Raw genomic sequence first — 26,317 nt, forward strand, 5'->3', positions numbered from 1 at the left:
GTGGTTGCCGATTTCATGTCGAATTTCTCCGGCCCACGTAGAGGATGTGCCTTGATGCCGCCACGATACTGGGCTCCGAACTGATTTCGAACAGGAGATCCAGCCAGCGCTCCCGCACATCACCCTCCAGCCTGTTGTAGCTTTCGTCGTCCGCGGAAATGGCCGGCTCGACCCCGGCAATCTGCAATGTATGGAAGCCCACCTTCTCGTGTATCGGAGCGATCTCCTCCAGACGGGAAAAGTGTCCCCGGAAGCCGCCCCTGGGCGCATCATCCGGTCGGCGGCCTTTTTCGATCAACCAGCGTACCTCGTCGCGGTTCTCGATCCACGAAGGGTTCTTCTTGATCAGGTTGCCGAAATTTCCGAACCTGGAAAGCCAGGCGGACAGGACGACTCCACCCGGTTTCAGACAATCATACGCCGAACGCAGCGCTGCCGTTCTGTCCTCTTCCATCACCAGATGGTACATAGGTCCCAGAAGGAGGACTGCCTCGAAAGCACCGCGGGGGACTTGCTCCAGCGTGCGGGCGTCCCCCGTCATGAAATCGATCCGGTCAGCAAGGCCGAGTTCATCCGCCCTGGCTTGGCATCGAGTGGTGAATTCATCGGAAAGATCCACGGCAGTGATCTGGAATCCGCGCCTTGCCAATGGAAAAGTATATGCGCCGGTGCCGAAACCCACGTCGAGTATATCACCCCGGGTGGGTAAATACCGGTCAAGGTATCGCCACGTAATGTCGGCCTCCAGCTGCCGGTGCACCAACCGACCGGCCTCCCTTTCCCAACCGTCGTTGTAGAACGCGCGTATGTCGGATAGATCATCCATGGTATTGCGACTCCGTGGGAATCCGGATTTCCTCCCAACTCAATCTCGTCAGTGCTGCTTCAGCGCGTTGACCGGGTTCCTGCCCGCCGCAGCCAGCGCATGCGCCCCGATCGTCAACCAGGCGATGACGAGCGCGACGACGCCTCCCGCGATGAACCACGCAAAGCTGATTCCCGCCGAATAGGCGTAGTTCTGCAGCCATCGGGACATGACGAAATACGCCAACGGCCAGGCGATGACGTTGGCCAGCAGGACATATTTCATGAAGTCCCTGGAGAGCAGCAGCACGATGTCTGAAACGGTGGCTCCGAGCACCTTTCGGATCCCGATCTCACGGGTTCTCTGCTGGATTGAGAAGGATGCCAGACCGAACAGCCCAAGGCACGCGACGAGGATCGCAAGAAAGGCGAAGACCGCGAAGACCGTACCCAGTTGGCGTTCGGCGCGGTAAAGGCTGTCGAAATCGTCGTCGAGGAATGTGAATGCCAGTGGGTAAAGGGGATCGACCTCCTGCCACACCTCCTCGATCCGGGAGATAGTGTCCGTTACGTCCTCCGGCCTGATCCGGATAAGCACATCGGTGAAGTAGGGGGGATAGTGCGTGAATACGATCGGCTCGATTTCCTCGCGAATCGATTGGAGGTGAAAATCCTCCACGACCCCCAGCACGCGTCCCCGCAATCCCCCGTATTCAATCCATTCAACTGACTCGCCGATCGCATCGGGAGGCGCTTCCCAGCCCAGTTTCTGTACCGCAGTCTCGTTCAACATGATGACCATGGTCGAATCCATACCCCATTCGACCGGAAAGTTCCGGCCCGCCACGAGGTCTATTCCCATGACGTCCAGGAACCGGTCGTCCGATGTGAGCAGGGATACAATGAGATTGTCCTCGGGGCTCATCTCATCAGAACGGACGGCCATAATCCGCGGTGCCTTCACGCCCGGGACCCCATCGGTCGTCGCCATTCCGACCACACCGGGCAACTGCGCCAGCCGCTGTTTCAGTACCGGGGAGCTTTCCCGTTGCTCACGTCCCGTGATTTTAACGACCATCACGTGCTCTTTGTTGAAACCGAGTCTCATGTTTTGTATGTACTCAAGTTGATCGTATATGACAGCGGTGCTGATCAGCAGAAAGATGGACATGACGAATTGGATCACGACCAAGACCTGACGGAGCCCCATCCCATGTGTTCCCGACTTCAAACTTCCTTTCAATACTTCGGTGGGCAGGAAGCTCGAGAGATATACCGCGGGATAGCTGCCGGCGGCCACTGCGATCACGAGGGTACCCGCCACGAGTGCCCCCAGCACCAATCCGTTCGTCAGCGCGAAGTCCAGTTGCTTTCCGGCCAGCGCATTCACGCCGAGCAGGCAGAGGTACACAAGCGCGATCGCGACGATCATGGCGATTCCGTCATAACGACGGCTTCTCCCAGGAATTGCCCCAGCAACTGCAACCGGTTGGCCCCCATCACTTTGCGCACGCCCACCTCCCTGGCGCGCATGGCCGACCGCGCCGTGGCCAGGTTCACGAAGTTGATGCACGCGATAAGCGGAATCAGCAGCGCGATGATCAGGAAGAGTACTACGTAGCGGAAATCACCATTGGGTTCGAGCTCGCTGTCCCGGTGCGAATGCAGGTGGATGTCCAACAGCGGTTGCAGCGAGGGTCTCAGTACCTTGGTCGATTCGCTGAACCTGCCCGACTTGTTCCGTTCTAAAAAAGCGGGCAGTTGCGCTTCCAGGTCATCCGGAGAGGCGTTCTCATGCAGCAGGATGTAGGTATATTGATTCTCGTGCATCTCCCATTCATCGAGGCTGTTCGGATACAGGGCATTTCGTGTCAGGAGGGATATGATCATGTCCGGGCGCAGATGCGAATTGGCGGGGATGTTCCGCATGACGGCGGTCACCGTGAAATCCCACAGGTTATCCCCCCTGAGGACTTTCCCCATGGGATCAACGTCGCCAAAGTACTTGAAGGCCATTTCCTCCGATATCACGATCGAATACGGTTCAGTCAGCGCGGTCCGGGGGTCGCCGGTGACGAAGGGAATGTAAAACATTTCAAGCAGGGCCGCGTCGGCCCAGATAACCTTTTGCTCGTAGAAACGTTTTTCTTCATGCATGATGAACCAGGCCGATGTCGTGCCTCTCACCCGGGCGAAGCGTTCGATTTCGGGGAAATCACGCTTCAGGGCGGGTCCCCAACCCGAGGGCGATCCCGCCGTCCGCACGGTCTGTCCGGTGCTTTCTATGTCATCGACGATCCGGTATACCCGGTCGGCATGGGGATGATACCGATCGTAACTCAACTCGTCCCAGACGTAGAGCAGGATCAGCATGCAGGCTGACAGCCCGATCGCGAGCCCCACAATGTTGATGAGCGTGTAGGCAGGGTACCTGAGGAGGTTGCGAACGGCGATGGTGAGGTAGTTTTGGAGCACTTCTGTCTCGCGTAAAGGAAGATTAAGTGCTATGCTGGAACGTGTTATTTATGCAAGATACATCCTGATTTCAGTTACTCAACATAAGTTACTATCGCAATCCTGGAATACCGGAATTTGATGATGACTGATCCCTCGACCGATCCGATGACCGACACTTCACATCAGGCGTCGATCCCCGTAATCCGCCATGAAAGACCGCGGTTGTACAGGCCTGCCGACGATCCTGGCTTCCGTTTCGAGGCTCCGGCCGATCCGGTCCGTCGTCGCATCCTCTCCAAACTCCTGGCCGACTGTGAACTGTATGCAGGCCAGCGTCCCTGGCGACGGGTTCCGTGTCGGGCGCACAGCCCTCACCCCAACCACCAGCTCTACCTGACTTTCTACACCGCCATGCAGGCCACGGCGCTGATCGAGAACTACGCCTTCGCCTGGCGGCTTACGGGGGATCCGCGCTGGCTCGGACGGGCCCGCGCATGGCTGCGGGCGGCTGCGAACTGGGACCACGGCGACCGCGTGGAGGAACACTTCTACACGGCCAACCGCTACATGCACGCTTTCGCGCTTGCTCTCGACCTGATGGGCGAGGTAATACCGGAAGTTGAGAAGTACCAGGTGCGCGATTGCCTCGTGGGGCTGATGGATCGCTGGTGGCCGTACGTGGACGAACGTCGTCACTATACGGCGGGCGGGCACCACACCGTCGTCGACTACGGGCACTTCGGGGTGGCCGCGGTGCACCTGCTGGGTGATCACCACCGTGCGGAGGAATGGTTGCAGGCGGTTATCGATCGCTTCCGGAACGGCATCCTGCCCCACGGCTGCGGTCCCGGTGGCGAGCCCATCGACGGGCCCACCTTCTGGGGCTTTGAGAACCTCTGGCTGCTGCATTTCGCCGATGCGCTGCGCAATGTAACCGGCATCGACCTGCTTGGCGAGGCACCCGCCCGGCTGCGTCTGCCGCTGAACTGGTTCCGCGCCCACTGGACTGCCGCGCGCAAGATACCTGATCAGCTCTACTTTCCTGCCAATGCCAATGTCGTGCTCGGTGGCCAGCTCAACGTCAATTCGCCGGTGCTCCTCAGGCTGGCCCAGGAGGCCGGAGACGGAAGGCTGCGCGACGTGGCACTTTCCGATCCCCGCCTGGGCCGCCTGTATCGTTTTGGAATGGGCGTCAAGGGTTCGAACGCGGAGTGCATGATTTCCTACGGGCCCTACGTCTATTGCTACTACGATCCCGCATTTCGGCCGACCAGGGCGCGGCGCGTGACGACGTTGGCGGGACGTTTCGACATGTATACGGGCCGGTTCGCCGTGATGCGCAGCAGCCATGATCCCGATGCGGCCATGCTATGCGTCAGCGGGTACGACGGCGGCCTGGCTGCCAGCTTCATGAGCATGCACGTTCAGTGGGCGAGCAGTCCCCTGCTTCAGACTATCAGTGCCTTCGAGGCCCAGCCGGTGACCTGCGGCAGTCTGCCTTGCGTGGGCGGCCAGAACGAGACGGTCGCCAGGTTGGGCGGCCTGAAGCGCACGAAGGACTGGCAGCGGCTCCGCGTCGCCTCCCGGAGGACCGAGCACGAATACTGGATTTCTCGCGGAGATCATCCGATCATGCTCGTGGCGCTGAGGCGTCGTCCACGGGGCGTGCGGGTAGTTAAAGAGGGTGTTTCGTATGTCCGGTTGCGTGGGGGTGATGCCCTGCAATATGATGCAGAACCCTGGTTCCGCGCCAATGGAGGACATCTGCGTCTTCGCTTCCGGTTGCGGGGGCGTGCGAACGGCCCAAGGGTGTTGTTCAATGCAGGGAACGGTGTAGGCGGGCATTTCGGGACGGGCGTCAACACCTTCGCGCTCTTTGTGGACACGGACGGACGATTGTGTTTCAGCGTGCAAAGCCAGAACAGCAACCTGGTTACCGTGTATGCTCCGGGTACGGTAGGCGTGGGAGCCTGGCACGAAGCGCAGATCGCCTGGGACGGCTTCAACCGGCGCCGCGCGAAACCGTGGATGGAGATTGCCCTTGATGGCAAGTCGAATCGCCTGGACGACCCGGCGGTCTTCGGCGAGATGGGACGGGACTCGCAGGGTCTCGCTTCGCGGAAGGAGCCGCGCAGGTTCTACGCCAGGCCCAATACCGCCCTGGCCTTTGGCGGCTCGATTCAGACGCCCGGAGTAACCGCGGACTGCGATCTGTCCCTGATCGACCTTCGATGCCCGGGCCGGCGTCGGCTCACGGTGGACCCGGCCGTCGGCCTGGGGCCTGAGACCGGTGGCGGCGAATTGGCTTACAAGCTGAACCCGGTGGATCTGCTCGGCCTGGAGGGAGACCGCGCCCGCCTTGGTGCGGGATCGCGGGAGGTGGAGTTGATTTCAGTATTTGGCAGCGGCCTGACCATGCGGAAGGAGGAGGTACCCTATGCGCCTCCGGGGCTCGCAGCCGGCAGTCTGGTCAGCTTTCTCCCGGATGCTACCGAGCCATCAACGCGGCTGGTGGCGGGTGCAGCCGCCGACGTCCTGGTCCTGGCATTCTGCGGGCGTACGTCGAAGGCCCAGGTTACACGGAAGGATGACCGGTTCCGCTTGAGTGCGGGCGGCCGGGCGTATTCATTTGAGGTTTCGCAGGGCCGTGGTGGGATACTGCGGCTGCGCCTGGGACCTAAGTAGTGGTCTCCGGACTTGTAGGCTTCATCTGGATCGCCGCTGGCTCACCAACCATTCCCAAAGTTCGGGATCGCCGTAAGCGTTTACCCATGCCCCGACGTGTCCCGCTTCCGGGTACACGGTAAACCGGACATTGCCCCCTGCTTCCTCAAGCGCATCGACCATCTCCTGCGATCGTTGCAGCGGAACGGCCTCATCTTTCGCGCCGTGGAATACCCAGGTCGGAATCTCTTTCATCAGCGGTGCTTTCTCAGGCTCCCCGCCTCCACAGATGGGAACGGCTGCGGCGAACAGGTCCGGATAGGTGTAGGCCAGGCCCCAGGACCCGTACCCGCCCATGCTGAGACCGGTCACGTAGATCCGGGACGTATCGATGCGATGGGTTTCGACGACCTCATTGATCAGCGCATAAAGCGATTCGATCGACCATATCTCTCCATCGGGGCACTGCGGCGAAATGACTACGAAGGGGAAGTCCTCGCCTTGTGCGATCATCTTCGGCGGACCGTGGACCTTCACCAGTTCGAGGTCGTCACCACGTTCGCCCGCTCCATGAAGGAAGAGGAGCAGCGGCCATTCCTCCTCGTTCGTTTCGTATGCCGGTGGCAGATACAGGAGGTAACTCATCTCACTGGTCTCTCCATTGCTGGTTAGTGCCAGGCGCTTTTCAGCCTGTCGCTCCGGTGTTTGGGCATTGCAGTGGCGATCGATCAGCAGCATATAGCACAGCGTAATAACGAGCGTGATAAACAGACGTGAAATCATGGCGGGTTTCTCTCCTTCGATATTCGTCGATTCGTTGAAGTTCGGCGGGATGTACTGTGCGGGACCGTGCGTGCGTGAACGTATTGAAACCTTTCAGAGTCTCAGTGGGTCGCGCACCTCGACCACTGTCCCGTCTCGCACTTGCGCCGTGAAACGCAGCACACCGGGTCGTACGACCTCGGCGGCCAGTTCCACACCGTCCACCACGACGCGAGGATCGCGGCACCAGGCCGGCGGGACACCGACTTTCATGGTCAGACTGCGGTACGGAATCTGGTCGGGAAGTTCCGACAGCCCAATACGGAAGCTTTGCGAATCTTTCTTGAAATCTGTGGCTTCGCTGCTCTTCTCCCCGTCTGTATCACCCACCTCACCACCTCCCACCGCCTCGATCCGGGCATGCCTTCGCACCAGGTGATAACTGAGGGCTTCTTCGGGCAACGCGCACCAGACCGCGTCGCCTCCCTCGGCCAGGACCGTTTCAAGGCGTTGCCTGAGCTGGGCTTCGGAGCAGTCCTTGTTGGGATGGACGGCTGTCTCCATCGGACAGTGACAGTAGTCGATGAGCCATCCCTGAGTTTCCTGGGCTTGGCGGATGTTCCGGAATGGATCGTAGGCGCTGTAAAAGGGCGGATAGTAGTGGTCGTGCAGCGGAGTTCGATTGATCCAGAACAGTTCGTCATCCGGCAGGTTGAGCGCGTCCGTCAGGCTCATGGCACCCAGGTAGCCGTACCGTCGGCAGGCTTCGAGGACGTGGTCGGCCATATTGGTGTTGTCGCCGGGTGAGCAGTACAGAATGATCGACTCACCGAGGGCTTCCTCAAGAACCTGTTTGGCTTCGCCGATCTCCCGGTCCACCGTCTCGGGCGTTATGATCTCATGGCTCCACGAGTGGTTGCCCACGCCCCAGCCGCGGGCGAGCAGGTCGCTCAGCTCATCGGCGCTCATGTGGCGATATCCGTTGAAACTGGAGCTTCCGATGTTCCGGATCTCGCCCATCTGGCCGACGACGACCTCGACGTGGCCGGGGATGCCGTACTCCTCGTGCATGGGAATGGCGAAGCGATGCAGGTCGGCCAGGGCCTCGTCGTAGGTAATCGAGTAAACCCAGCGCTTGCCGTACTTCCAGGGACAGATGCTCAGGCTCATGGCGCGTGACTCACATCAGGTGGACCGATCATCCTGGACTTTCTCTGTAGCCTGCTTGAACTGGGCGAAGGTGCAACCGTGGCCGAGGGTCCATTCGAAGATGTGGAGCCCGTAGTTGGTCGCGAGCCGTTGCGGGAAGGTGTCCGGCGACTCGACGCCGACGGTCCCGTCCCGGATCACTATGCAGCGGTATCCGCGCGCGAGCATGTGCCGGGCGCCGCCCTCGGCGCCGAGCAGGCACATGTCGGTCGCGAACCCCATGTAGATGAGCGTTTCGATGCCGCGTCCGCGCAGGTATTCGTCCAGCGCGTCGGAGTAGAACACGAGGGGCTCGTCCCCGACCGGAGATACGATTTCGGCGCGCCGCATCTCCGCCAGGGGCGAGCGCTTCATGTAGTCGACGCCGTGCGCCCGTTCGAACAGCTCTTGCCTGACCGGGTGTATGGATGCCGCCACGTCCGACCGCCGTGACTCGATGTGGGGGTACTTCCGGTCCATCCAGTCCGTCTCGACGTGGCAGACCGCCATCCCGATGGAACGCGCCAGGTCCATGGCCGGGCGGATGACTTCGGCCATGATGCGGGCGGCCTCCACCGTCGGCTGGGGCCAGCCCATACCCACGCAATAGTTAGCGTCCGTAGGCGGACCGTCGGGACAGCCGATGTTCCAGCAGTGGAGGCCGATCAGGGCGGTCTTTTCGACGGGCAGTGAAAGGGTGACTTCCTCGTATCCCGCGCTGTCCGTCGGCACAGAACGGTAGTAGCGGGCGTCGAGTTGGAGCGTTTTGACCACGGCGTGATCTCCGTCGTGCTCATCCATCGCCGGTCCGTCCTGTTCGCTCATCGCCGGTTCTCCTCGGCAACGCGGCGCACGATCGCGGCCGCCTGTTCGCAGTGGCGGGGCTCGTATTTGTCGCAGAACGAACTCCAGCGGATGAAGCGCTCAAGTATCCCGTGGGCGTTCGGACAGCTTCCCGCATCATAGCGATATGTGCGGGATGCCGGCGGCTGCGAATAGGGGAAACGCCGGTGCTTTGCCGCCTCGTTCAGGAAGGGCAGGGCCACCGGCAGCAGATAGTAGCGCATCGGGCTCGCCCCCGGGATGCCGCCTGCCGCCACCTGGGCGCCGAACGCCTCCACGTCGCATCGGAATTGTTCCGGGTCGATGGTGAATCCCGCCATCCAGCAGGAGTATACTTCGGTCTCCGGTGGGATCGGCAATGCCGTTATGCCCGGAATCTCGTCGAGAAGCGCGCTCAACAGGCGGATCATGCGATCGCGTTGCTCTACCTGCGGCCGGATGATCTCCAGCTGGGTCAGGCTGATCGCAGCGGTGGACTGGGTCATGCGGTGGGCGAATCCGTTTACCGTGTGTACACGCCCGAAGTGCTCGACCATTTCCCCGGCCCGGCTCTGGCCGATAAACCGCGCCCGCTCGGCCAGCGCATCGTCGTCGGTGAGGATGCAGCCGCCCACGTCCGAACCCATGGTCTTCTCCGCATCGAAAGAAAAGCCACCGGCCGTCGCCAGGGTGCCGGCATAGCGGCCCTTGTAGCGGCCGAAGACCGCCTGGCAGGCATCCTCGTAGACCACCAGGCCGTGGCGGGCGGAGACTTCGTTGATGGCGTCCATGTCGCAGATCAGGCCGCTCAGGTGCACGACGAGGATCGCCCTTGTTCGATCGGAGATGCACGCCTCGATGGTCTCGGCGCTCACGTTGATCGTTCCGGGCGCGGTGTCGGCGAACACGGGGATGTAACCGGCGCTGATCAACCCCTGCACGGTGCCGAAATCGCTGACCGAGCTCACGATGATCTCGTCACCCGGCTCGAAGTCGAAAGCCGCCGCCAGCACGGCCAGGGCCGGCGTGCATCCCGGCGTGGCGATGCAGTGGGCGACGCCGTTGGCCTCGGCGAAGGCGCGCTCGAACCGGCCCACCATGTCGCAGGTCAGCCCGGAATCGACGACCTCGGCCAGGAACTCCATGGCGCGGGGACCGATCTCGCGGGGAAAGGGCTGTGGCAGGGGACCGCCTGAATCCTGCTGGGTGGCGGCTCCGTATCGTGCATGCTCGCGCTCAATGCGGTCGGATACTGTTTCGGACGCCATGCTACCTCCATTCATGCTTCGTTTTCTTCAACCCGCCCTTGCACCGTTCGGCACAGGTAATTCGGGTACCAACAGGCATGGTTTAATCTCGTCCGCATACCCTATGTCGAAGAGCATGCCCTGGGAGACTTCACCGGCCATCTTCCTCTCGGCCAGATTCACCACGAAGAGGGCTTGCTTACCTTCGATTTCCTTCGGGTCCGACCGTTCCTGCTTGATTCCTGCAAGGATCGACCGGGTATGGTCTCCGAAGTCGACTGTCAGCTTCACGAGTTTGTTCGATGCGGCCACCTCATCGACCGCGGTGATCGTACCGGCGCGAATGTCGAGTTTCTCAAAATCCTCGAAAGAGATGGTTTCTTTAATCGGAGCAGGTTTCATGATTGAATGGCCTCGAATTCCGGTTTCAAAATGCCGAACACAATCCTGTCCCAGCGCTGATTGGACCAGTACACGGCCTCTCGTTCCCGTCCTTCCTGCACAAACCCGACCTTCTCCAGCACCCTGATGGCGCTTGCGTTGTTCGCCATAGTCGCGGCCGAGACCCTGTACAGGTCCAGGTGCTCGAACCCGTACCGTAACATAACCAGGGCGGCATCCGTGCAGTACCCCTTGCCCCGGTCTTTTTTAAGAGCAATGCCGGCTCCGAGGTTCGCCGTGCGATTCCTCCAGTCGATTCCGGACAGTTGTATGTCGCCAACGATGTTTCCTTCATCATCAAAGATGCCCAGGTAGATTTGACTCTTTTCCTGTTTATCCTGGATCTCCTCGAACCATTTATCCGAACCTTCGACCGAAAGACCCGGCCGGACCGGTTCAGTTGGCACAGGTTCCACGGGCTCATAGTTCTCCCACAGGGTGCGGCAATGCGCACGTTCCATGGTCCGTAACACAACAATCTTTCCGCGTAATTCAATCATCCAAGATAACCCGTCGTTATGGTTTTGGCCATGCCAGCTTGACCGCGAACTCGGCTAACGGTCCTAGCGGCAGCTCCCGTACCCGGCTTTCGGTCAGCCACTCGCAGTGATCGGTCGATCCTTCCCTTTCGGGTCTCAGGTCGAACGTCGCAAGCTCAACCTCGTAGACGATACCGATGTGATGTACCGGATCGCCCTGCCAGTCCGTCCGACCTTCGTAAGCCTGCGAATACACGGAGGCCACGTGGTACGCCTTGATGTCTACGAGTCCCGTCTCCTCCTCCAACTCGCGGCGCAACGCGGCATCCGGATGCTCTCCCCATTCGATTCCGCCGCCGGGCATCGTCCACAGGCCTCCGTCCTCGAGACCTGTCGTCGCGCGAACCAGGAGCAGGCGGTTCGAAGGGTCGCGGCACAGCGCGTAAGCGCCGATGTAAACGTGCTGATTTTCGGACTCTGCGGTCATAAATCGTTTCGCTCAGAAAGTCTAAAGTCGGGTGTTAAGGTAATTGGAAATCACCCAATTAGTCACAGGTTTCAACGAACAATGGGCATATGGATGGCGTGCACGTTGTGTGTCTTAATCAGATGTTCCGTCTTCCGGCTTCGATCCGCAACCAGCACCGAAACACCCACTACCTTTCCCTGTAGGCGCTCGATCAACTTGATCATGGCCTTTACCTGGGCGCCGGTGTCGATCACATCATCCACGATCAGGATGCGTTCACCGGGTCTAATCAGGTCTTTGTTCACCTCCAGGGTCTTCTTCCTGTTCGTGTAGTCTACAAAAGAGATCTTCGACCGGTGCTGACGATGGACGGGAAGTCCTCCCCCTTTACGAAAAGGAATGAAGCCCCGGTTCAGCCTCTGGGCAACCGCGCTGCCCAGGATGAATCCCAGCGATTCCGGACTCGCCACCTTGTCCAGGTCGACGTCGCGGAATGGACGGGCGAGATCGAGTACCAGGTTCCTGCGGACTTCCGATTCGTTACACAGGGGAGTCAGGTCTACTTTGTTGCCGGGTACTCTCCGGTCTATATGAGGACGATAGTAGTCCCATTTCATATTGGTATCTTTGGAATGATGGTCTGGCGTCCGTGGGTGGGTGTCCGTTGGCGGGCGTCCGTTCGTATACTCAGGCTGCTGATTCAGCTGCTCAACTGCAGCTTCAATCCGTCATATGCCACCCGGTAACCGCGCTCACTGGCGTATTCGTCCAATGCGTCATGCTCCATGATCCCCTCGTGGGACAGGTGCGTCGCGTATACCTCGCCGTTCTCCTTGAGCAATCCGCATGCGCGGAATCGATCCGCGTGGGCGGCGACATCCTTCGCCGCGAGATGGTCCGCCGGCCTGGACTCGAAGCCGATCCCGTAGGTGTGGTCGAGCATGACCACGTCATACCGGACGCGTTCTTGTTGAAGGTGTGCCCAGACTGCTTCGGACAGCACCGATGTGTCGGTTCCATAGAACACGGCATGATCTCCCCGCACAATGGAATAAAGAAGAAACCCCTGGTCGTTGCCGTGATTGGCGGGATATCCGATGATGCGGTAGTCTCCTATACGGTATCCTTCAAAGGACGTAATAGACAGGGTTTTCAACTTCAATGCAGCCTGTGTTTCAGGGTCGAAAAGGCTTCCGTACGCACTCTGTTGACGCACCAGTGCATCGATCGCGTACAGTGTCTCATCAGAACCTCCAAGCAACAATTCGCCGGATACGGTCGTCCCGTATTCGGCATGTCTGGAGAGAATGAATTCAATGTCCAGATGGTCCGCATGGGGGTGCGTTTGAAGACATATGCCGATGCCGGCGAGCGAGATTTGGTGCTGGAAAGACGCGGCGGCGATGACGGGGCCGATGTCCACCATCAGATCATCGTTGATCAACAGCGACGATCTCTTGCGGAGATTCTTGCCGCCAATCCTCCTGGCGTCCGTGCAGACCCGGCAGGCGCAGAAGAGGATCGGCATCGAAGGCGCGGCCGCGGTTCCGAGAAAGGTTACATTCATCTGTCAGACGCCTTCCCCATCACCCGTTCCGCAGCACATCCGCCATGTTCGACGTGACCGTCCTGATGACGCGGTAGCCGAGCACGGCCATTACCACCACAAGACTGAGGGCACCGACCAACACAAAGGTGTCGGCGCTGATATCGACTCGATAGGCAAATTGCTGCAGCCAGAAACGTAGTCCGTAGTACGCCAGCATCCACCCTATGGCGTTGGCGATGACGATCAGCACGACGAACTCCCTGGACAGCAGGACGAGGACCTGGGAAACCGAGGCGCCCAGGACCTTTCGGATGCTGATTTCCTTGGTGCGCTGCCCCACGCCGAACGAGGCGAGGCCGACCAGGCCCTGAAGGGCAATGAACGCGGCAATACTGGTGAAGATCCCGCACACCTGTCCGAAGTGGCGATCGGCTTGATACATCCGGTCAAAATCATCCGAAATGAAGGAATACCGCAAAGGAAACGCAGGGAGTATCGATTCCCAGGTTTCCCGGATGTTGTCTATCGTGTTTTCCAGATCAACCGGGCTCAGCTTTACTGCGAAAAACGTGGTTCCGTAGGTATAATGGAGAAGCGCCAGTGGCCGGATCGGTTGATGTAGCGATTTGACGTGTAAGTCTTTCATTACGCCAACCACATCCACTCTGTACTCGTTATTCAGCATGACCTGCCTGCCGATCGCTTCTTCCGGCGTGACCCATCCCAGTGCCCTGGTAGCCGTTTCATTTAGAATCACTTTGCCCAAGTCCGAATTCGATTGTTCGCCCGTATGGAAGCTGCGGCCGGCAAGCAACTCGATACCCAGCGTCTCGACGAAATCCGACCCGGTTTCGATGTAACCCAGGTCGATCCGATGGGTACCGGCGCCTTCAAAGACTTCCGCGGTCATCGAACGGATAAACCCCTGGCTGCCGGCGACGCCGGGCATCGAACTGGCATCCGTCACGTTCAATACACCGGGATGTTGCAACAGCGCCTGTTTCAAGACGGGAAAGCTCTCTTCAATGTCGCGAATGCCGCTGGGGATGACCATTACCTGCTCCTTCTCGAATCCCAGTCTGACGTTTCGCAAGTAATCCAGCTGCTGGTACAGCACCAGGGTCCCGACGATCAGGGCGACGGAGATCGTGCACTGTACCGTGACCAATCCCTTTCGCAGGTAGTCCTGCCGGCGATGGACCGGCTGGTTTCCAGTCAGCATGCCGGTCGGTTTTATGGCCGATGTGAATACCGCGGGATAGAGGCCGGCAAGCAAGCCCACGAGTACGGTCAACCCGAACCAGGGAGCGAACCAGGCGGGATCATCCAGCATCAGCAGCGTGAGCTGTTTGCCGGACAGGTCGTTGAACGTGGGAAGGACCAGCCATACGATGATCACCGCCAGCATCGAGGCGCAAAAAGCCTGCAGCATCGTTTCTCCGATAGACTGCTGGATCAGCTCCCACCTCTGCGCGCCGGCCACTTTGCGAAACCCCACTTCCCTGACGCGCACCATCGCGCGCGCGGTCGAAAGGTTGGTGAAATTCACGCAGGTCAATACGATAACGAATCCCGCGACGACCAGCAGGATGGCGACGTAGGTGCTGTCTCCGTTGATGCCCAACTCGTTTTCCAGGTGAGAATGCAGGTGGATGTCGGTAACCCGCTGCAGATACGGTTCGAAGCGGCCTCCCGTTTCCGCCAGATAGCTGCCCATATGCTTGTCCACGAACGAGGGAAGCTTGTCCTCGAGCAGCGCTCCCGCGTGACCTTCGGTCAGCAGGAGATAAGTGTAGAAATACCGCACGCTCCAGCGGATCAGCGCCCTCGGATTGCCTACGTGCGGGCTTGTAGACAGGGACACGAAGTAATCCATTTTGAAATGGGAGTTGTCCGGCATGTCCTCCATGACGCCGGTGACGCGCAGATCGGCGAAACCATTATCCGCGACGATCACTTTTCCCATGGGGTCTTCGTCTCCGAACATCTTCCGGGCGGTCGACCGGGTTATGACCACCGAGAAGGGATCTCTCAGGGCGGTATCGGGATTACCCCTTAGCAGCGGAAAGGAGAACAGGTCGAACAGGGTCTCGTCGGCCCAGGCCACGTCGGTTTCATAGAACACCCTGTCCTCGTAGGCCATGAGCCAGATTCCGGCGGTACCCTGTATGCGCAGAAAGTGTTCGACTTCCGGGAATTCTTCCTTCAGCGCCGGACCGAGCAGGGGCTGCGTCTTGACGTCGCTTCCTTCGACGATCCGGTAGATCCGGTCCGCGTTCTCGTGGTAAAGGTCGTAACTCGACTCGTTCTGAACGTAGAGGAGGATCGATATGGCGCAGGCGAAACCAATGGTCAGTCCCAGGATGTTGTTCAGCGCATAGCTCTTGTACCTGGTGAGATTCCGGACCGCGATGATGAAATAGTGTCTGAACATGGTGGGACTACCTGACTGGGGATTACTCACAGTCGTTCTTCATTGACTCGAACGCCAACTCGCTGGCACGGTCACCCCTGCCTCAACGCGTTCACCGGGTTCCGACGCGAAGCGGCCACCGCATGCGCCCCGATCGTCAGCCAGGCGATGACCAGGGCCACGACGCCCCCGGCCAGAAACCATGTAAAGTCGAGAGCCGCGACGTAGGCGTAGTTCTGCAGCCAGCGCGTCATGACGACGTAGGCCAGCGGCCAGGCGATCAGGTTGCCCAGCAGGACGTGTTTCATGAAGTCCTTCGACAGCAGTACGACGATGGTGGAGACCGATGAACCGAGCACCTTGCGGATCCCGATTTCCCGGGTGCGCTGCTGAATCGAATAGGAAGCCAGTCCGAGGAGTCCGAGACAGGCCACCAATACGCCCAGTACCGCGAAGATCGCGAAGACCTCGCCGAGCCGCCGGTCATCCTGGTACAGCCGGTCGAAATCCTCGTCCAGGAAGGTGTATTCCAGGGGAAAGCCCGCATCGACGTTTCGCCATGCCTCCCCGATACGTGAAATGGTCTCGGGAATCCGACCGGGTTCGAGCCGGACGAGCACGAAAATGTGATAGGAACTCGTTAGAATAACGATCGGTTCGATCTCCTCGTGAATGGTACGGAGATGGAAATCTTCTACCACGCCGATGACATTTCCTTTCTTCCCGCCGAAGGGCAGCCACGCGAACGGTTTGCCTATGGCTTCCGGCGGAGTGCCCCAACCAAGGTAACGAACGGCCGTCTCGTTGAGCAGGAAGCCCGTGGTCGAGTCCGTCCCCCAGTCCGTCGAGAAGTTCCGCCCGGCTGCCAGATTGATCTCCAGGACATCCAGGAAGGACTCGTCCACCTGCAGCGTGGCCATCATGAGGTGGTCTTCCGGCGCCATGCCATCGGGCCGGACCGCCATGATCGGGATCACCCGCATTCCCGGTACACCGCTTGCCGTGGCCACGCCCCGTACACCGGGCAATTGGGACAGTCGTTCTTTTAGTACGGGCGTATTCCGACGCTGCGTGGATCCCGTGATGGGAAGCACCATCACCTGTTCCTTGTTGAAACCAAGCCGCTTGGTACTAATATATTCGAGCTGATCGTAGATGATCGCCGTGCTGACCAGCAGGAAGATGGACATGGCGAACTGTATAACGACCAGGATCTTCCGCAGATTCAGTCCCCGCCGGCTCGAATCCAGATTGCCCTTTAGTACATCGGTGGGCACAAATCCGGAGAGGTAGATCGCCGGATAACTTCCGGCGGCCAATCCCATAATGATCGTACCGAATGTGAGCGCGGTCAATACCAGTCCGTTCGAGAGCGGGAAGATCAGCTGCTTCCCGGCGATCGCATTCAACGCGGGCAGGGCGAGCTGCACCAGGATCACCGAAGTCGCCATGGCGAGTGCCGCCATGACGACGGCCTCTCTCAGGAACTGCCCCAGCAACTGGGTCCGGTTGGCGCCCATTACTTTCCGGACGCCTACTTCCCGGGCGCGCATGGCCGACCGGGCCGTAGCCAGGTTGACGAAATTGATGCACGCGATCAGCGGAATCAGGAACGCGATGAGCGTGTAGAGGACCACGAAGCGGATGTCGCCGTTGGGCTCGAGTTCGCTTTCCCGGTGCGAATGCAGGTGGATGTCGGCGAGCGGTTGCAGCGACGGGCTCAGCACGACGCCCGTTTCGCGGTATTTGTCCCCGGCGTATCGTTCAAGGAAGTCCGGAAACTGCGCTTCGAGGTCGGCCGGGTCCGTGTTTTCACGCAATCGGATGTACGTGTAGAAGTTGTCATGAACCTCCCAGTTTTCCCGGTAGTAACTGCCTATGGTGGCCAGGGAGGAATAGGAGGTAAACATGTCCGCCCGCATATGGGTATTGACGGGCAGGTCCCGCATGATTCCGGTGACCTTGAAATCGTAGGTGTTATCCACGCCCAGAATCTGCCCCATGGCCTCTTCACCGCCGAAGTACTTGGCCGCCATCGTTTCCGAGATGACGATCGTAAAGGGCTCTTCCAGCGCGGTATTCGGATCTCCGGCGACCAGGGGGATGTCGAACAGGTCGAACAGGCCGTCTTCCACCCAGATGACCTTTTTCTCATAGAATTGCATTTCTTCTCTATGAAACAGCCAGGAAGAGGCCGTACCCCGCATTCGAACGAACCGCTCGACCTCGGGATAGTCCCGCATCAGCGCCGGCGCCCAGCTCAAGGGCGATCCCGCCGTCTGGATGGTCTGCCCGCCGCTTTCTATATCGTCCACGATCCGGTAAATCCGATCCGCGTCAGGGTGATAGCGGTCGTAGCTGAGCTCGTCCTGGACGTACATCACGATCAGCATGCATGCCGCCATGCCGATAGCGAGTCCGACGATATTGATGAGGGAATAGACGGGTTGCCTGAGGAGGTTGCGCAGGGTGACCGTGAGGTAGTTGCGGATCATATGTGCATTACATGATTGAAGTGTCAGTACGTTACGGTTCGCCGACCCTATTCAGACCGCAGGGTCTCCACAGGATTCACCATCGAGGCGGTGACTGCTTTTGCACTGACCGTAACCAGGGCGATGACCAGCGCCAGAAGGCCGGCGATCAGGAACCACCCCGGGCCGATGTCGACCCGGTAGGCGAAGTTCTGCAACCAGTTGCTCATGGCCCAGTAGGCCAGGACCCAGGCGATCGGTACGGCAACTGCTACCAGTTTGAGAAAGTCCTTCGAAAGCATGTATACGATGCGAGCCACCGAAGCCCCCATGACCTTGTGGATTCCGACCTCCCTGACTCGCTGCCGGATGGCGAATGAAGTCAGGCCGAACAGGCCCAGACAGGCAATAAAGATGGCCAGGAAACTGAAAGCGCCCAACAGATTTGCGGTGCGTTGCTCCGACTGGTACAGTCGCTCGAAATCTTCATCCAAAAACGAATAGGCCAGGGGGTAATGGGGAAATACCGAAGCCCATGTCTCTTCGATCGCACGGATTCCTTCGGGTATATTCTGCGCCTGCAGACGTATCGCCGCCTGACCGCCGCCTCGGCTCAGGAGCCTCAACTGCATGGGACCCGCCGCGTCATGAAGGCTTTGCATATGGAAATCCTCGACGACGCCGATGATCCTGACGGGCCGGCCTCCTCTGTATCGTACCTGCTGTTTAACGATTTCCTCCGGCGCGGCCTGGCCCAATCGTTCAATCGCAGACCGGTTCAGGATCACCGCGTTATTCGAATCATCGTTGAGCGCACTGGAAAACGGGCGTCCGGCCAGCAAATCAAGGCCAAGGGTCTCTACGAAACCGGTAGATACAAATAAAGCGGGAATCCCGATCAGGTCTTCTTCCGGTTGATCCGCCAGACGGGTCGGAAAGGAAGGAATCATAGCGGAACTGGCCATACGTCCCGGCATCAAAACAGATCGAGTAATACCCTGAATCTGAGGACGCTGAGAAAGTCGTGTCTTGAAGGCCTCGAAATTCCGATCCACTCCAGTGACGAGCGGAATAACGACGACCTGGTCCCTATCAAATCCCAGGTATCTACTTTGCATGTAATCCAGCTGCTGATACACCATCGCGGTGCTGACGATCAGCAGAATCGACAGCGTAAACTGCACCACCACAAGACCTTTTCGCAGCATGGAACCGGTCATGCCGCCCGTCATTTCATCCTTGAGGATCCGGATCGGGTGAAATCCGGAGACAAACAGTGCCGGATAACTACCGGACAACAGACCTGTAAAGACCGCGATGCCCAACAGCCATAGCAACGTCTCCGGGTATTCCAGGTAACTGATCTGTATTCCTGCTCCCGCCAGCGTGTTGAACCAGGGCAGGATGGCCGTAAAGAGCCCCAGAGCCACCATAAAGGCCAGGCCGGCCGAAATCATGGCCTCGCCCATAAACTGTATCACCAACGCGCTTCGCTGGGCGCCGGCGGTTTTCCGAATGGCCACTTCTTTGGATCGGGCGGCGGACTGCGCCGTGGCCAGATTCATGAAGTTTATACAGGCGATGAGCACGATAAAAAAAGCCACAGCCGTGAAAACGTAGATATAACCGATATCGCTATGACCGGTCATATCCCGTTCCAGCTGCGACCGCAGATGGATGTCGGTCACAGGCTGCAGCCGGGGACTGAAGGGCACGTTACGCGCCGCGAGCGGCTGAAGAGGCTCATAGGTATCTACCCACCTGGCGATCTTGGCCTCCAATTCTCCAGAAGCTGTTCCTTCCGCCAGCAGAATGTACGTGTAATGCTGCGCACCAAACCAGGCCGTTGCATACTGCTCACGACGGTTTTCGACATTGAGATTCTCGCTGACCAGATAATCGGCGGTGAAGTGGGAATTGGACGGAATCGCTTCCATAACGCCCGTCACACGGAAGTCGTATGTGTCATCTGCGCGGATAAACTTGTCTATGGGATTCTCATCGCCGAAGAGCTTGGCCGCCATGGGTTCGCTGATGACGATCGTTCGTTCAGGATACGCGTAGTCGTCCAGCGCGGTTTCCGGACCGCCCTGAGTAAGCGGCAAGGTAAAGATGTTGAAGAAGTCTTTGCCTACCGTATAGACATCGCTTTCCAGGTACGCGTTATCCCCATAGGACATCATCCAGATATTCGTTGTGCCCCGCATCCGCACATATTCCTCTACCTCCGGGAACTGGTCTTTGAGCGCCGGTCCCAACGCGGGCGGTGTGCGTGCGAAGTTGCCGTTTACCACGCGGTAGATCCGATCGGCTTTCTCATGGAAACGGTCGTAGCTCAGTTCGTGCTGGATATACAATAAAATCAGCATGCAGCACGTGATGCCGATCGCCAGTCCGAGGATGTTGATGCTGCTGTATCCTGGCTGCCGGATCAGATTACGCAGGGCAACGCTGAGATAATGAACTATCACAGGTACCTCTGGTCGAGTGCGCGGTTGACGGAAAGGAATTGCTGAGTATAAAGAGCGGACGCACTACATGTTCGGATACTGGATGGACAGGATGATCAACTTCGCGTACTGGTACTCGGGCATTCCTTAATCGATCTCCGGCTCAATCACCCCTGCCTCAGCGCATTGACCGGATTCCGACGCGACGCCGCGACCGCATGCGCCCCTATGGTCAGCCAGGCGATGACCAGCGCGAGCATGCCGCCCGCCACGAACCATCCATATTGGATTTCCGCATTGTAGGCGTAGTTCTGCAGCCAGTTGCTCATGACGAGGTAGGCCAGCGGCCAGGCGATCACGTTGGCCCAGAGGACGTACTTCATGAAGTCCTTCGAAAGCAGGATCACGATGGCGGAAACCGACGAGCCGACGACCTTGCGGATCCCGATCTCGCGCGTGCGCTGCTGGATCGAGAACGAAGCCAGGCCCAGGAGGCCCAGGCAGGCCACGAAGATCGCGAGAAAGGCGAAGACGGCGAAGATCTCGCCGAGTTGCCGGTCGGTCCGGTACAGCGCGTCGAAATCCTCGTCCAGGAAGGTATATTCGAGCGGGTACCGGGAATCCACGTCGTTCCACACTTCCTCGATGCGTCCGACGGTTTCCGAGATCCCCCCGGGTACGATCCGAATCAGGATGAAAGTGTGATAGGGGCTGGTCGTGATTACGGCGGGTTCGATCTCTTCGTGTATCGTGCGCAGGTGGAAATCCTCCACCACGCCGATCACCCGGCCCGGCGCCCTTTCCCAGGAGAGCCGCTCGAACTGCCGGCCGATCGCATCGAGGGGCGAACCCCATCCCAGGCTGCGGACGGCCGTCTCGTTCAGCAGGTACGCGCTGGTCGTATCCGTGCTCCAGTCCGATGAGAAGTTCCGCCCGGCGAGCACCTCGATGCCCATGACATCGATGAAATGCTCGTCCGCGTGCAGCGTGGCCATCATCAGGTGATCCTCCGGCCGCATGCCTTCGGGCCGCACCTCCAGGATCGGCAAAATCCGCATGCCCGGCACGCCGGTGGTCGTGGAAATCCCCACCACGCCAGGCAGTTCCGACAGGCGCCGTCTAAGTACAGGCGTGTTCACCTGCTGCGGCGAACCCGTAATGGGGACGACCATTACGTGTTCCTTGTCGAAACCCAAACGCTTGGTCTGGATGTACTCGAGTTGATCGTAGATGATGGCTGTGCTGACCAGCAGGAAGATGGACATGGAGAATTGGACCACGACCAGCACCTGCCGCATCCCCAGACCCTTCTTGCCCGACTCCGGGCTGCCTTTCATGACCACGGCTGGCAGGAAACCGGACAGGTATGCTGCCGGATAGCTGCCGGCGGCCAGTCCGATCGCGGTCGTGCCGAGGACCAGCACGGCCAGCACCCTCCAGTCGGTCAGCGGCAACGCGAGCTGCTTCCCGGCGATCTCGTTTACGGCAGGCAGGACGAGTTGAACCAGGATGACGGCCACGACCGCGGCGAGGCCCGCCATGAGGACCGACTCTCCCAGGAACTGCCGGATCAACTGGATACGGTTCGCTCCCAGGATCTTTCTCACGCCCACCTCCCTGGCGCGCATTTCGGAACGGGCCGTGGCCAGGTTGATGAAATTTATGCATGCGATGATCAGGATCAGGAACGCGATGACCATGAAGAGGGCCACGTAACGGATATCGCCGTTGGGTTCGTGCTCGCTCTCCCGGTTCGAATAGAGATGGATGTCCACGAGGGGCTGGAGGGACGGCCGCAGGCTGATGCCCGCCTCCCGGTACTGGTCGCCCGCGTGGCGCTCAAGGAAGGCCGGCAGCTTCGCTTCGAATTCGTGCGGGGACACGTTCTCCCGGAGCCGGATGTAGGTGTACAGGTTCCGGTGATACGCCCAGTCGTCCAGGTCCCAGGACCGGATCACATTCATCGTGGAATAGGAAACCAGCATGTCCGGCCGCAAATGGGCGTTGGTCGGGACGTTCTTCATGACGCCCGTCACCATGAAGTCCCAGCGATTGTCGAGATTGACGGCCTTGCCGATGGGATCTTCGACGCCGAAGTACTTGAACGCCAGATCCTCCGAAATCACCATCGAGTATGGCTCGGACAACGCGGTGGCCGGGTCGCCCAGGACCAGGGGCATGCTGAACATCTCAAACAGTTCCGGTTCCGCCCAGATGACCTTGCGCTCGTAGTAGATGGTGTTCCCGAGATCCACCAGCCACGCGGTTTCCGTGCCTCGAATGCGGACGAGGAGCTCGATCTCGGGGAAGTCGCGCCTGAGGGCGGGTCCCCATCCGGTGGGCGTACCGGCCGTCTGTACGATCTGGCCCCCACTCTCGATATCGTCGACGATCCGGTAGACTCGATCCGCATGGGGATGATGCCGGTCGTAGCCGAGTTCATCCTGGATATACAGGAGGATCAGGATGCAGGTGGCCATGCCGATGGCGAGCCCGGCGATGTTGATGAGCGAGTAGGCGGGATGCCTGCGGAGGTTGCGCAGGGCCACGCTTAAGTAGTTCTGGAACACTTATGTCTCTTCCGATCTGATGGTGTTGCGATCGTCATCGTTCTGTTTGTCCTGTCCGGCCGGTACGTTATGTCCGTCCCGTCCGTCCTGTCTGCGGACCCGCTCCGTTATAACGATTCTCGGCCGGTCGCCGCGGTTGGAAGATGCGGTATGGATGATCCAGGGATGCATGAAGATCACGTCACCGGGATCGCCGGTGAATTCGACGGCCTGCACGGGAATGCCGGACACATCGACGGGATTCGCAAGGTATCGGTCTTCGCGGTTTACACCCGAATCGCGGACGCCGCCCAGGTCGCGGGACCACAGATCCCGCAGATTCGGCGCCGCCCGCTTGACCGCATTGGTGATGTCTTTGGACCGGCCCTCGCCTATCAGCTCCGGTTGCCGGGCGAGGTGGCGGACGAGCCGGTGAGAACCGGCGAGGGCAATCGTCGCGCCGCCGCGAGCGGCCAGCGGTTCCAATATGGCGAAAACCTGTACGCCTGGGTTTGTCTCTGACGCAGGATCTACGGCGATCTGCAGGTCCATGTGCCAGGAATGGTTGGGCAGAAACCACGGGCCCGCAGCGGGGAAGGTAAGCAGAAGCGCCCCCCAGGGGCTTGGTTTCTCCCAGTGGCCGGGTTCGAGGAATTCGTCTATAGCTGCTTGAACGGCCGAGCCGCAGGTTGGTTCGAAGGCGCCGGAACGCATCAGCCTGTTGAAACCCTTGGGTTTCGTCTCCGGCCAGGCCTCCGGATCATCGCGCGGAATCCTGCACCTCTGCTCCAGGTCGTCCCAGACGCGGTCGAGCACGGAATGGACGTCCGTTTCCGGAAGCATACGTGGTACACGAACCCAGCCGTGCTCATCAAATATGGATTTCTGCGCAGTGGTCAACATGGTTGTGCATCGCCCAATCGTTTGAGTCGTGCCAGGCGCTCGGACTCGTTTTCCGTCAGCCAACCGTCTTCCGACAGTTCCTGGTAGGCGCGGCCGAAGTATGGCCGTGCTTCATCCGGCCTTTCCAGCGTCAACAGGCACTCGGCGATTTCCTCGAAGACGTAGCCGTCCGACGTGCCGTCCGCTTCGTGTTCCACGAGTAGGGACTGCTGCACGGCCAGCGCTTCTTCGATACGTCCGAGCGAACGCTTCGCCCTGCCGACGGTCCACTTCGCAATCCGCGTCGCTTGAGGATTGTCCCGCTCGGTACGCCAGGCAAGCCCCTTTTCGAAGAGTTCCAGTGCCATTTCGTACTCGCCCGCGTCGTGGTACGTCCACCCGGTGTTGTTGTAGAGGGCGCCGAGCCAGCCCCTTGCACGCGGATCGTCAGATGCTTCCGCGGCCTCCATCGCCCTGTTATTCCACATAAGGGATGCATCTGCCGGCTCGCAGATCCCTAGCATGTGGGCCGCGTCCACGGCGTGATAGTCCTCGCCGGCCTGTCGCGCCCGTTCCCAGGCTTCTTTGAAGAGCGGCCGTGCGGCTTCGACGTCTCCTGCTGAGTTGAAGGTGCGGCCGCGTTCGAGGAGAAGACGGACACGGGTGGTCTGTGTAACGTCGTTTAAAGGGTTGTCAATATTAACAATCAATGTTTCAGCGTTGTCGAGGATACCGTGGGCTTCGACGAACTGCCGTCGAAGGCTATGGGTCCGCGCGATCTGTGTGAGAAGCTGGGCGTGATAGTCGTGATTGCCAGCGCTCTCGGCGACGGGCAGCAGCCCTCGGAAGGTCTTCTCGGTTTTCGCCGGATCGTTGTAGTTCCAGAGTTGGTCGAAGTCGGGGAGGTTACTCATGGTGGCCGATTCCTGTGAAGCACCTAATCCCCATTCTCGAGGATTCCGCTCGTCAACCCGTCACATCTGCCCGCCCACGGGCACGTGGGGCTCTACGTACTCCACGATCAACTCGACCTGGTGCAGCACGCGGTCGCCGCCCATTCCGGTGAATCGCTTATCCAGCACGACCTCGACTTCGTTTCTACCTTCGCGAACCAGATCGACCGGCAGATCGAAAGTGAACCAGAAGTGGGTCAGGATGCGTTCCGGAAGACCGCTTCTTGCGGCCGTGTAGGAGACGATGCCGCCGTAATGGTGTGTGCTATCCGACGGTGTGACCGTCTCGTCGTTGAACCGGAACGAGATCTCGTCCTCCGGACAGCAGTGCCCGATACGTACGCCAAGTTTCACGCCTTTGAGTTCGCCATCGTTCCGGGCGTCGGCCAGCCGATCTCCAACCAGGAATGGTACCCGGGCGGGCACCCCTTCTGCGAGATCCACGGGGAGATTGCGCTCGGAGGCGTGCGGTTCCGCGTCCGGTTCCCGGTGTGTCGGGAAATAGTGCTTCTTCTTCCTGAGGTGAATATCCGGATCGGCCATCTCGCGAAAGACCTGGTATTCGCGGTCGGTGTGCGGCCAGGGCAGGTCCGACAGGTACAGTCCGTCGGCACCCTTGGTGCGGTAGTTGGCCGCCGCAGCCCGGTACATCTCAATGGTCGGCAAATGGTGCCGGTCGTCGTAGGGCGACCTACCCAGCATGGGGTAGACCGGCGTCTTTGATCCTGCGGCCGCTTCGACCACCCAATCGACGGGCATCTCCTGGTCGAAGAGGAAGCTCTCGGTCCAGGGAACCACGATATCCAGGAGACCGTCCTCGAGCCAGGTGCGCACGTCCATGCCCAGGGCGAGATTCGCTTCCTCCGTAGCACGCACCCTTGCGGCCAGGCATAGCGACGCTCCGCGTGCCTTGCCGAGGCGATCGAGCAGCTGTCTGACCTCCCGCATGAAATCCGTAAGCACCGGCGCTTTCTCCCGTGCCTCCGACGGTTTGAAGAACACGCCCACGTAGGGATCGAACTCCAGCCCGTCCATGCCGTACCGGCCGCATACCTCCTCGATGACACCGAGCCGCTCCGAGCGCACGTCTTCGCGGGTGTAGTCCGCACAACCGGCGGCCCGGGGATAATCGGGATGGTTCTCGCCGATCATGATCTCCGGGTGATCCCGCTTGAGACGGCCCAGCATGTAGGGGTTGTCGTCGTCCGGCGAAGTGGGCTCGGTCATCCGCAGGCTGCCCAGGATGCGCCGCCCCTTCTCGTGCGCCCGTTCCACCGCGACGGCGAGCGGATCGATACCTGCCTCGAGCGCCAGATTCAGGTTCTTCGTCGCCCACCACCACATCATGCTCATGTTGTGCTCTTCGACGCCTTCTCCCCACTTCAGGCCGGCCTGGCTGCCATGGAGAAAGGTCTCTCCCGAACCCAGGCCGTAGACCAGGGTATCCACTTCGGTACCCAGGATCTCGTCCACGGGTTGCCGCCACTGGTGCAGGCTCATCGGCGGTTCGTGGCGGTAGATGCTGTAGTGACGGGCATCGTTATAGTGAATCAGCTTCGGTTTTCGCATGGCTTCCTCGCCGGTGGTCGAACGGCTTCTTCGCCCTTCCGATCTCAAGTAGACAAAATTTCCGTCAGGATATTGTACAATTGTACAGTGCCCAAGCCTGCAAGGGACCCAGATTCGCAAGCGACCCAGGTCCGCAATCGACCAA

20 protein-coding genes are annotated in these 26,317 nt (G+C 59.7%); 1 reads left to right on the plus strand and 19 read right to left on the minus strand.

What is annotated here, in order from left to right; translation table 11 throughout:
• Positions 1-13: 13 nt before the first annotated feature.
• Genes OXH56_16200 through OXH56_16210 form a run of 3 tightly spaced genes read right to left on the minus strand, consistent with a single transcriptional unit; the run spans position 14 to position 3,279 of the window.
• Complete coding sequence (locus tag OXH56_16200) at positions 14-826, minus strand: class I SAM-dependent methyltransferase (GenBank protein MCY3556853.1); 813 nt, start codon at positions 824-826, stop codon at positions 14-16.
• A 48-nt stretch (positions 827-874) separates the two neighbouring features.
• Positions 875-2,236 (minus strand): hypothetical protein, encoded by a 1,362-nt coding sequence (locus OXH56_16205; protein MCY3556854.1) that lies wholly within the window; start codon positions 2,234-2,236, stop codon positions 875-877.
• Positions 2,233-3,279: an ABC transporter permease gene (locus OXH56_16210; GenBank protein MCY3556855.1), complete on the minus strand. Its 1,047-nt coding sequence runs from the start codon at positions 3,277-3,279 to the stop codon at positions 2,233-2,235. The genes OXH56_16205 and OXH56_16210 overlap by 4 nt, the downstream gene beginning before the upstream one ends.
• A 204-nt stretch (positions 3,280-3,483) precedes the next feature.
• On the opposite strand from OXH56_16210, the gene OXH56_16215 reads away from it, so the two are divergent.
• Positions 3,484-5,946 carry a hypothetical protein gene (locus OXH56_16215; protein MCY3556856.1) on the plus strand — a complete coding sequence of 821 codons (2,463 nt, stop codon included), beginning with the start codon at positions 3,484-3,486 and terminating at the stop codon, positions 5,944-5,946.
• 21 nt (positions 5,947-5,967) lie between these two features.
• Here the strand turns inward: OXH56_16215 and OXH56_16220 are convergent, their stop codons facing one another.
• From OXH56_16220 to OXH56_16295, 16 genes are all read right to left on the minus strand, one after another.
• The gene (locus OXH56_16220; GenBank protein ID MCY3556857.1) at positions 5,968-6,708 is read right to left on the minus strand and encodes a prolyl oligopeptidase family serine peptidase; all 741 of its coding nucleotides are present in this window, start codon (positions 6,706-6,708) and stop codon (positions 5,968-5,970) included.
• Between the two features lie 93 nt (positions 6,709-6,801).
• Complete coding sequence (locus OXH56_16225; GenBank protein ID MCY3556858.1) at positions 6,802-7,857, minus strand: polysaccharide deacetylase family protein; 1,056 nt, start codon at positions 7,855-7,857, stop codon at positions 6,802-6,804.
• A 15-nt stretch (positions 7,858-7,872) separates the two neighbouring features.
• Positions 7,873-8,700, minus strand: coding sequence for a cysteine hydrolase family protein (locus tag OXH56_16230; GenBank protein ID MCY3556859.1), 828 nt, complete (start codon positions 8,698-8,700; stop codon positions 7,873-7,875).
• Positions 8,697-9,965: a DegT/DnrJ/EryC1/StrS family aminotransferase gene (locus OXH56_16235; protein ID MCY3556860.1), complete on the minus strand. Its 1,269-nt coding sequence runs from the start codon at positions 9,963-9,965 to the stop codon at positions 8,697-8,699. The genes OXH56_16230 and OXH56_16235 overlap by 4 nt, the downstream gene beginning before the upstream one ends.
• 27 nt (positions 9,966-9,992) lie before the next feature.
• Positions 9,993-10,346, minus strand: a complete 354-nt coding sequence (locus tag OXH56_16240) for a tRNA-binding protein (protein ID MCY3556861.1) — start codon at positions 10,344-10,346, stop codon at positions 9,993-9,995.
• On the minus strand, positions 10,343-10,885 hold the full coding sequence (locus OXH56_16245; GenBank protein MCY3556862.1) for a GNAT family protein: 543 nt from the start codon (positions 10,883-10,885) through the stop codon (positions 10,343-10,345). Before OXH56_16245 ends, OXH56_16240 begins: the two co-directional genes overlap by 4 nt.
• 16 nt (positions 10,886-10,901) lie before the next feature.
• Entirely contained in the window at positions 10,902-11,351 is a 450-nt protein-coding gene (locus OXH56_16250) for an NUDIX domain-containing protein (protein ID MCY3556863.1), read from the minus strand.
• A 71-nt stretch (positions 11,352-11,422) separates the two neighbouring features.
• Positions 11,423-11,950, minus strand: coding sequence for a phosphoribosyltransferase family protein (locus tag OXH56_16255; GenBank protein ID MCY3556864.1), 528 nt, complete (start codon positions 11,948-11,950; stop codon positions 11,423-11,425).
• Between the two features lie 83 nt (positions 11,951-12,033).
• On the minus strand, positions 12,034-12,900 hold the full coding sequence (locus OXH56_16260; GenBank protein ID MCY3556865.1) for an MBL fold metallo-hydrolase: 867 nt from the start codon (positions 12,898-12,900) through the stop codon (positions 12,034-12,036).
• Between the two features lie 19 nt (positions 12,901-12,919).
• The gene (locus OXH56_16265; protein MCY3556866.1) at positions 12,920-15,316 is read right to left on the minus strand and encodes an ABC transporter permease; all 2,397 of its coding nucleotides are present in this window, start codon (positions 15,314-15,316) and stop codon (positions 12,920-12,922) included.
• A gap of 71 nt (positions 15,317-15,387) precedes the next feature.
• Complete coding sequence (locus OXH56_16270; GenBank protein MCY3556867.1) at positions 15,388-17,790, minus strand: ABC transporter permease; 2,403 nt, start codon at positions 17,788-17,790, stop codon at positions 15,388-15,390.
• 47 nt (positions 17,791-17,837) lie between these two features.
• Complete coding sequence (locus OXH56_16275; protein MCY3556868.1) at positions 17,838-20,240, minus strand: ABC transporter permease; 2,403 nt, start codon at positions 20,238-20,240, stop codon at positions 17,838-17,840.
• Between the two features lie 146 nt (positions 20,241-20,386).
• On the minus strand, positions 20,387-22,789 hold the full coding sequence (locus tag OXH56_16280) for an ABC transporter permease (GenBank protein ID MCY3556869.1): 2,403 nt from the start codon (positions 22,787-22,789) through the stop codon (positions 20,387-20,389).
• The gene (locus tag OXH56_16285) at positions 22,790-23,671 is read right to left on the minus strand and encodes a phytanoyl-CoA dioxygenase family protein (GenBank protein MCY3556870.1); all 882 of its coding nucleotides are present in this window, start codon (positions 23,669-23,671) and stop codon (positions 22,790-22,792) included.
• Positions 23,665-24,564: a tetratricopeptide repeat protein gene (locus OXH56_16290; protein MCY3556871.1), complete on the minus strand. Its 900-nt coding sequence runs from the start codon at positions 24,562-24,564 to the stop codon at positions 23,665-23,667. The genes OXH56_16285 and OXH56_16290 overlap by 7 nt, the downstream gene beginning before the upstream one ends.
• 60 nt (positions 24,565-24,624) lie before the next feature.
• Entirely contained in the window at positions 24,625-26,172 is a 1,548-nt protein-coding gene (locus OXH56_16295; GenBank protein MCY3556872.1) for a hypothetical protein, read from the minus strand.
• Positions 26,173-26,317 lie beyond the last annotated feature (145 nt).

The sequence above is a fragment of the Gemmatimonadota bacterium genome (genome assembly GCA_026702745.1).
GTDB lineage: Bacteria > JAAXHH01 > JAAXHH01 > JAAXHH01 > JAAXHH01 > JAAXHH01.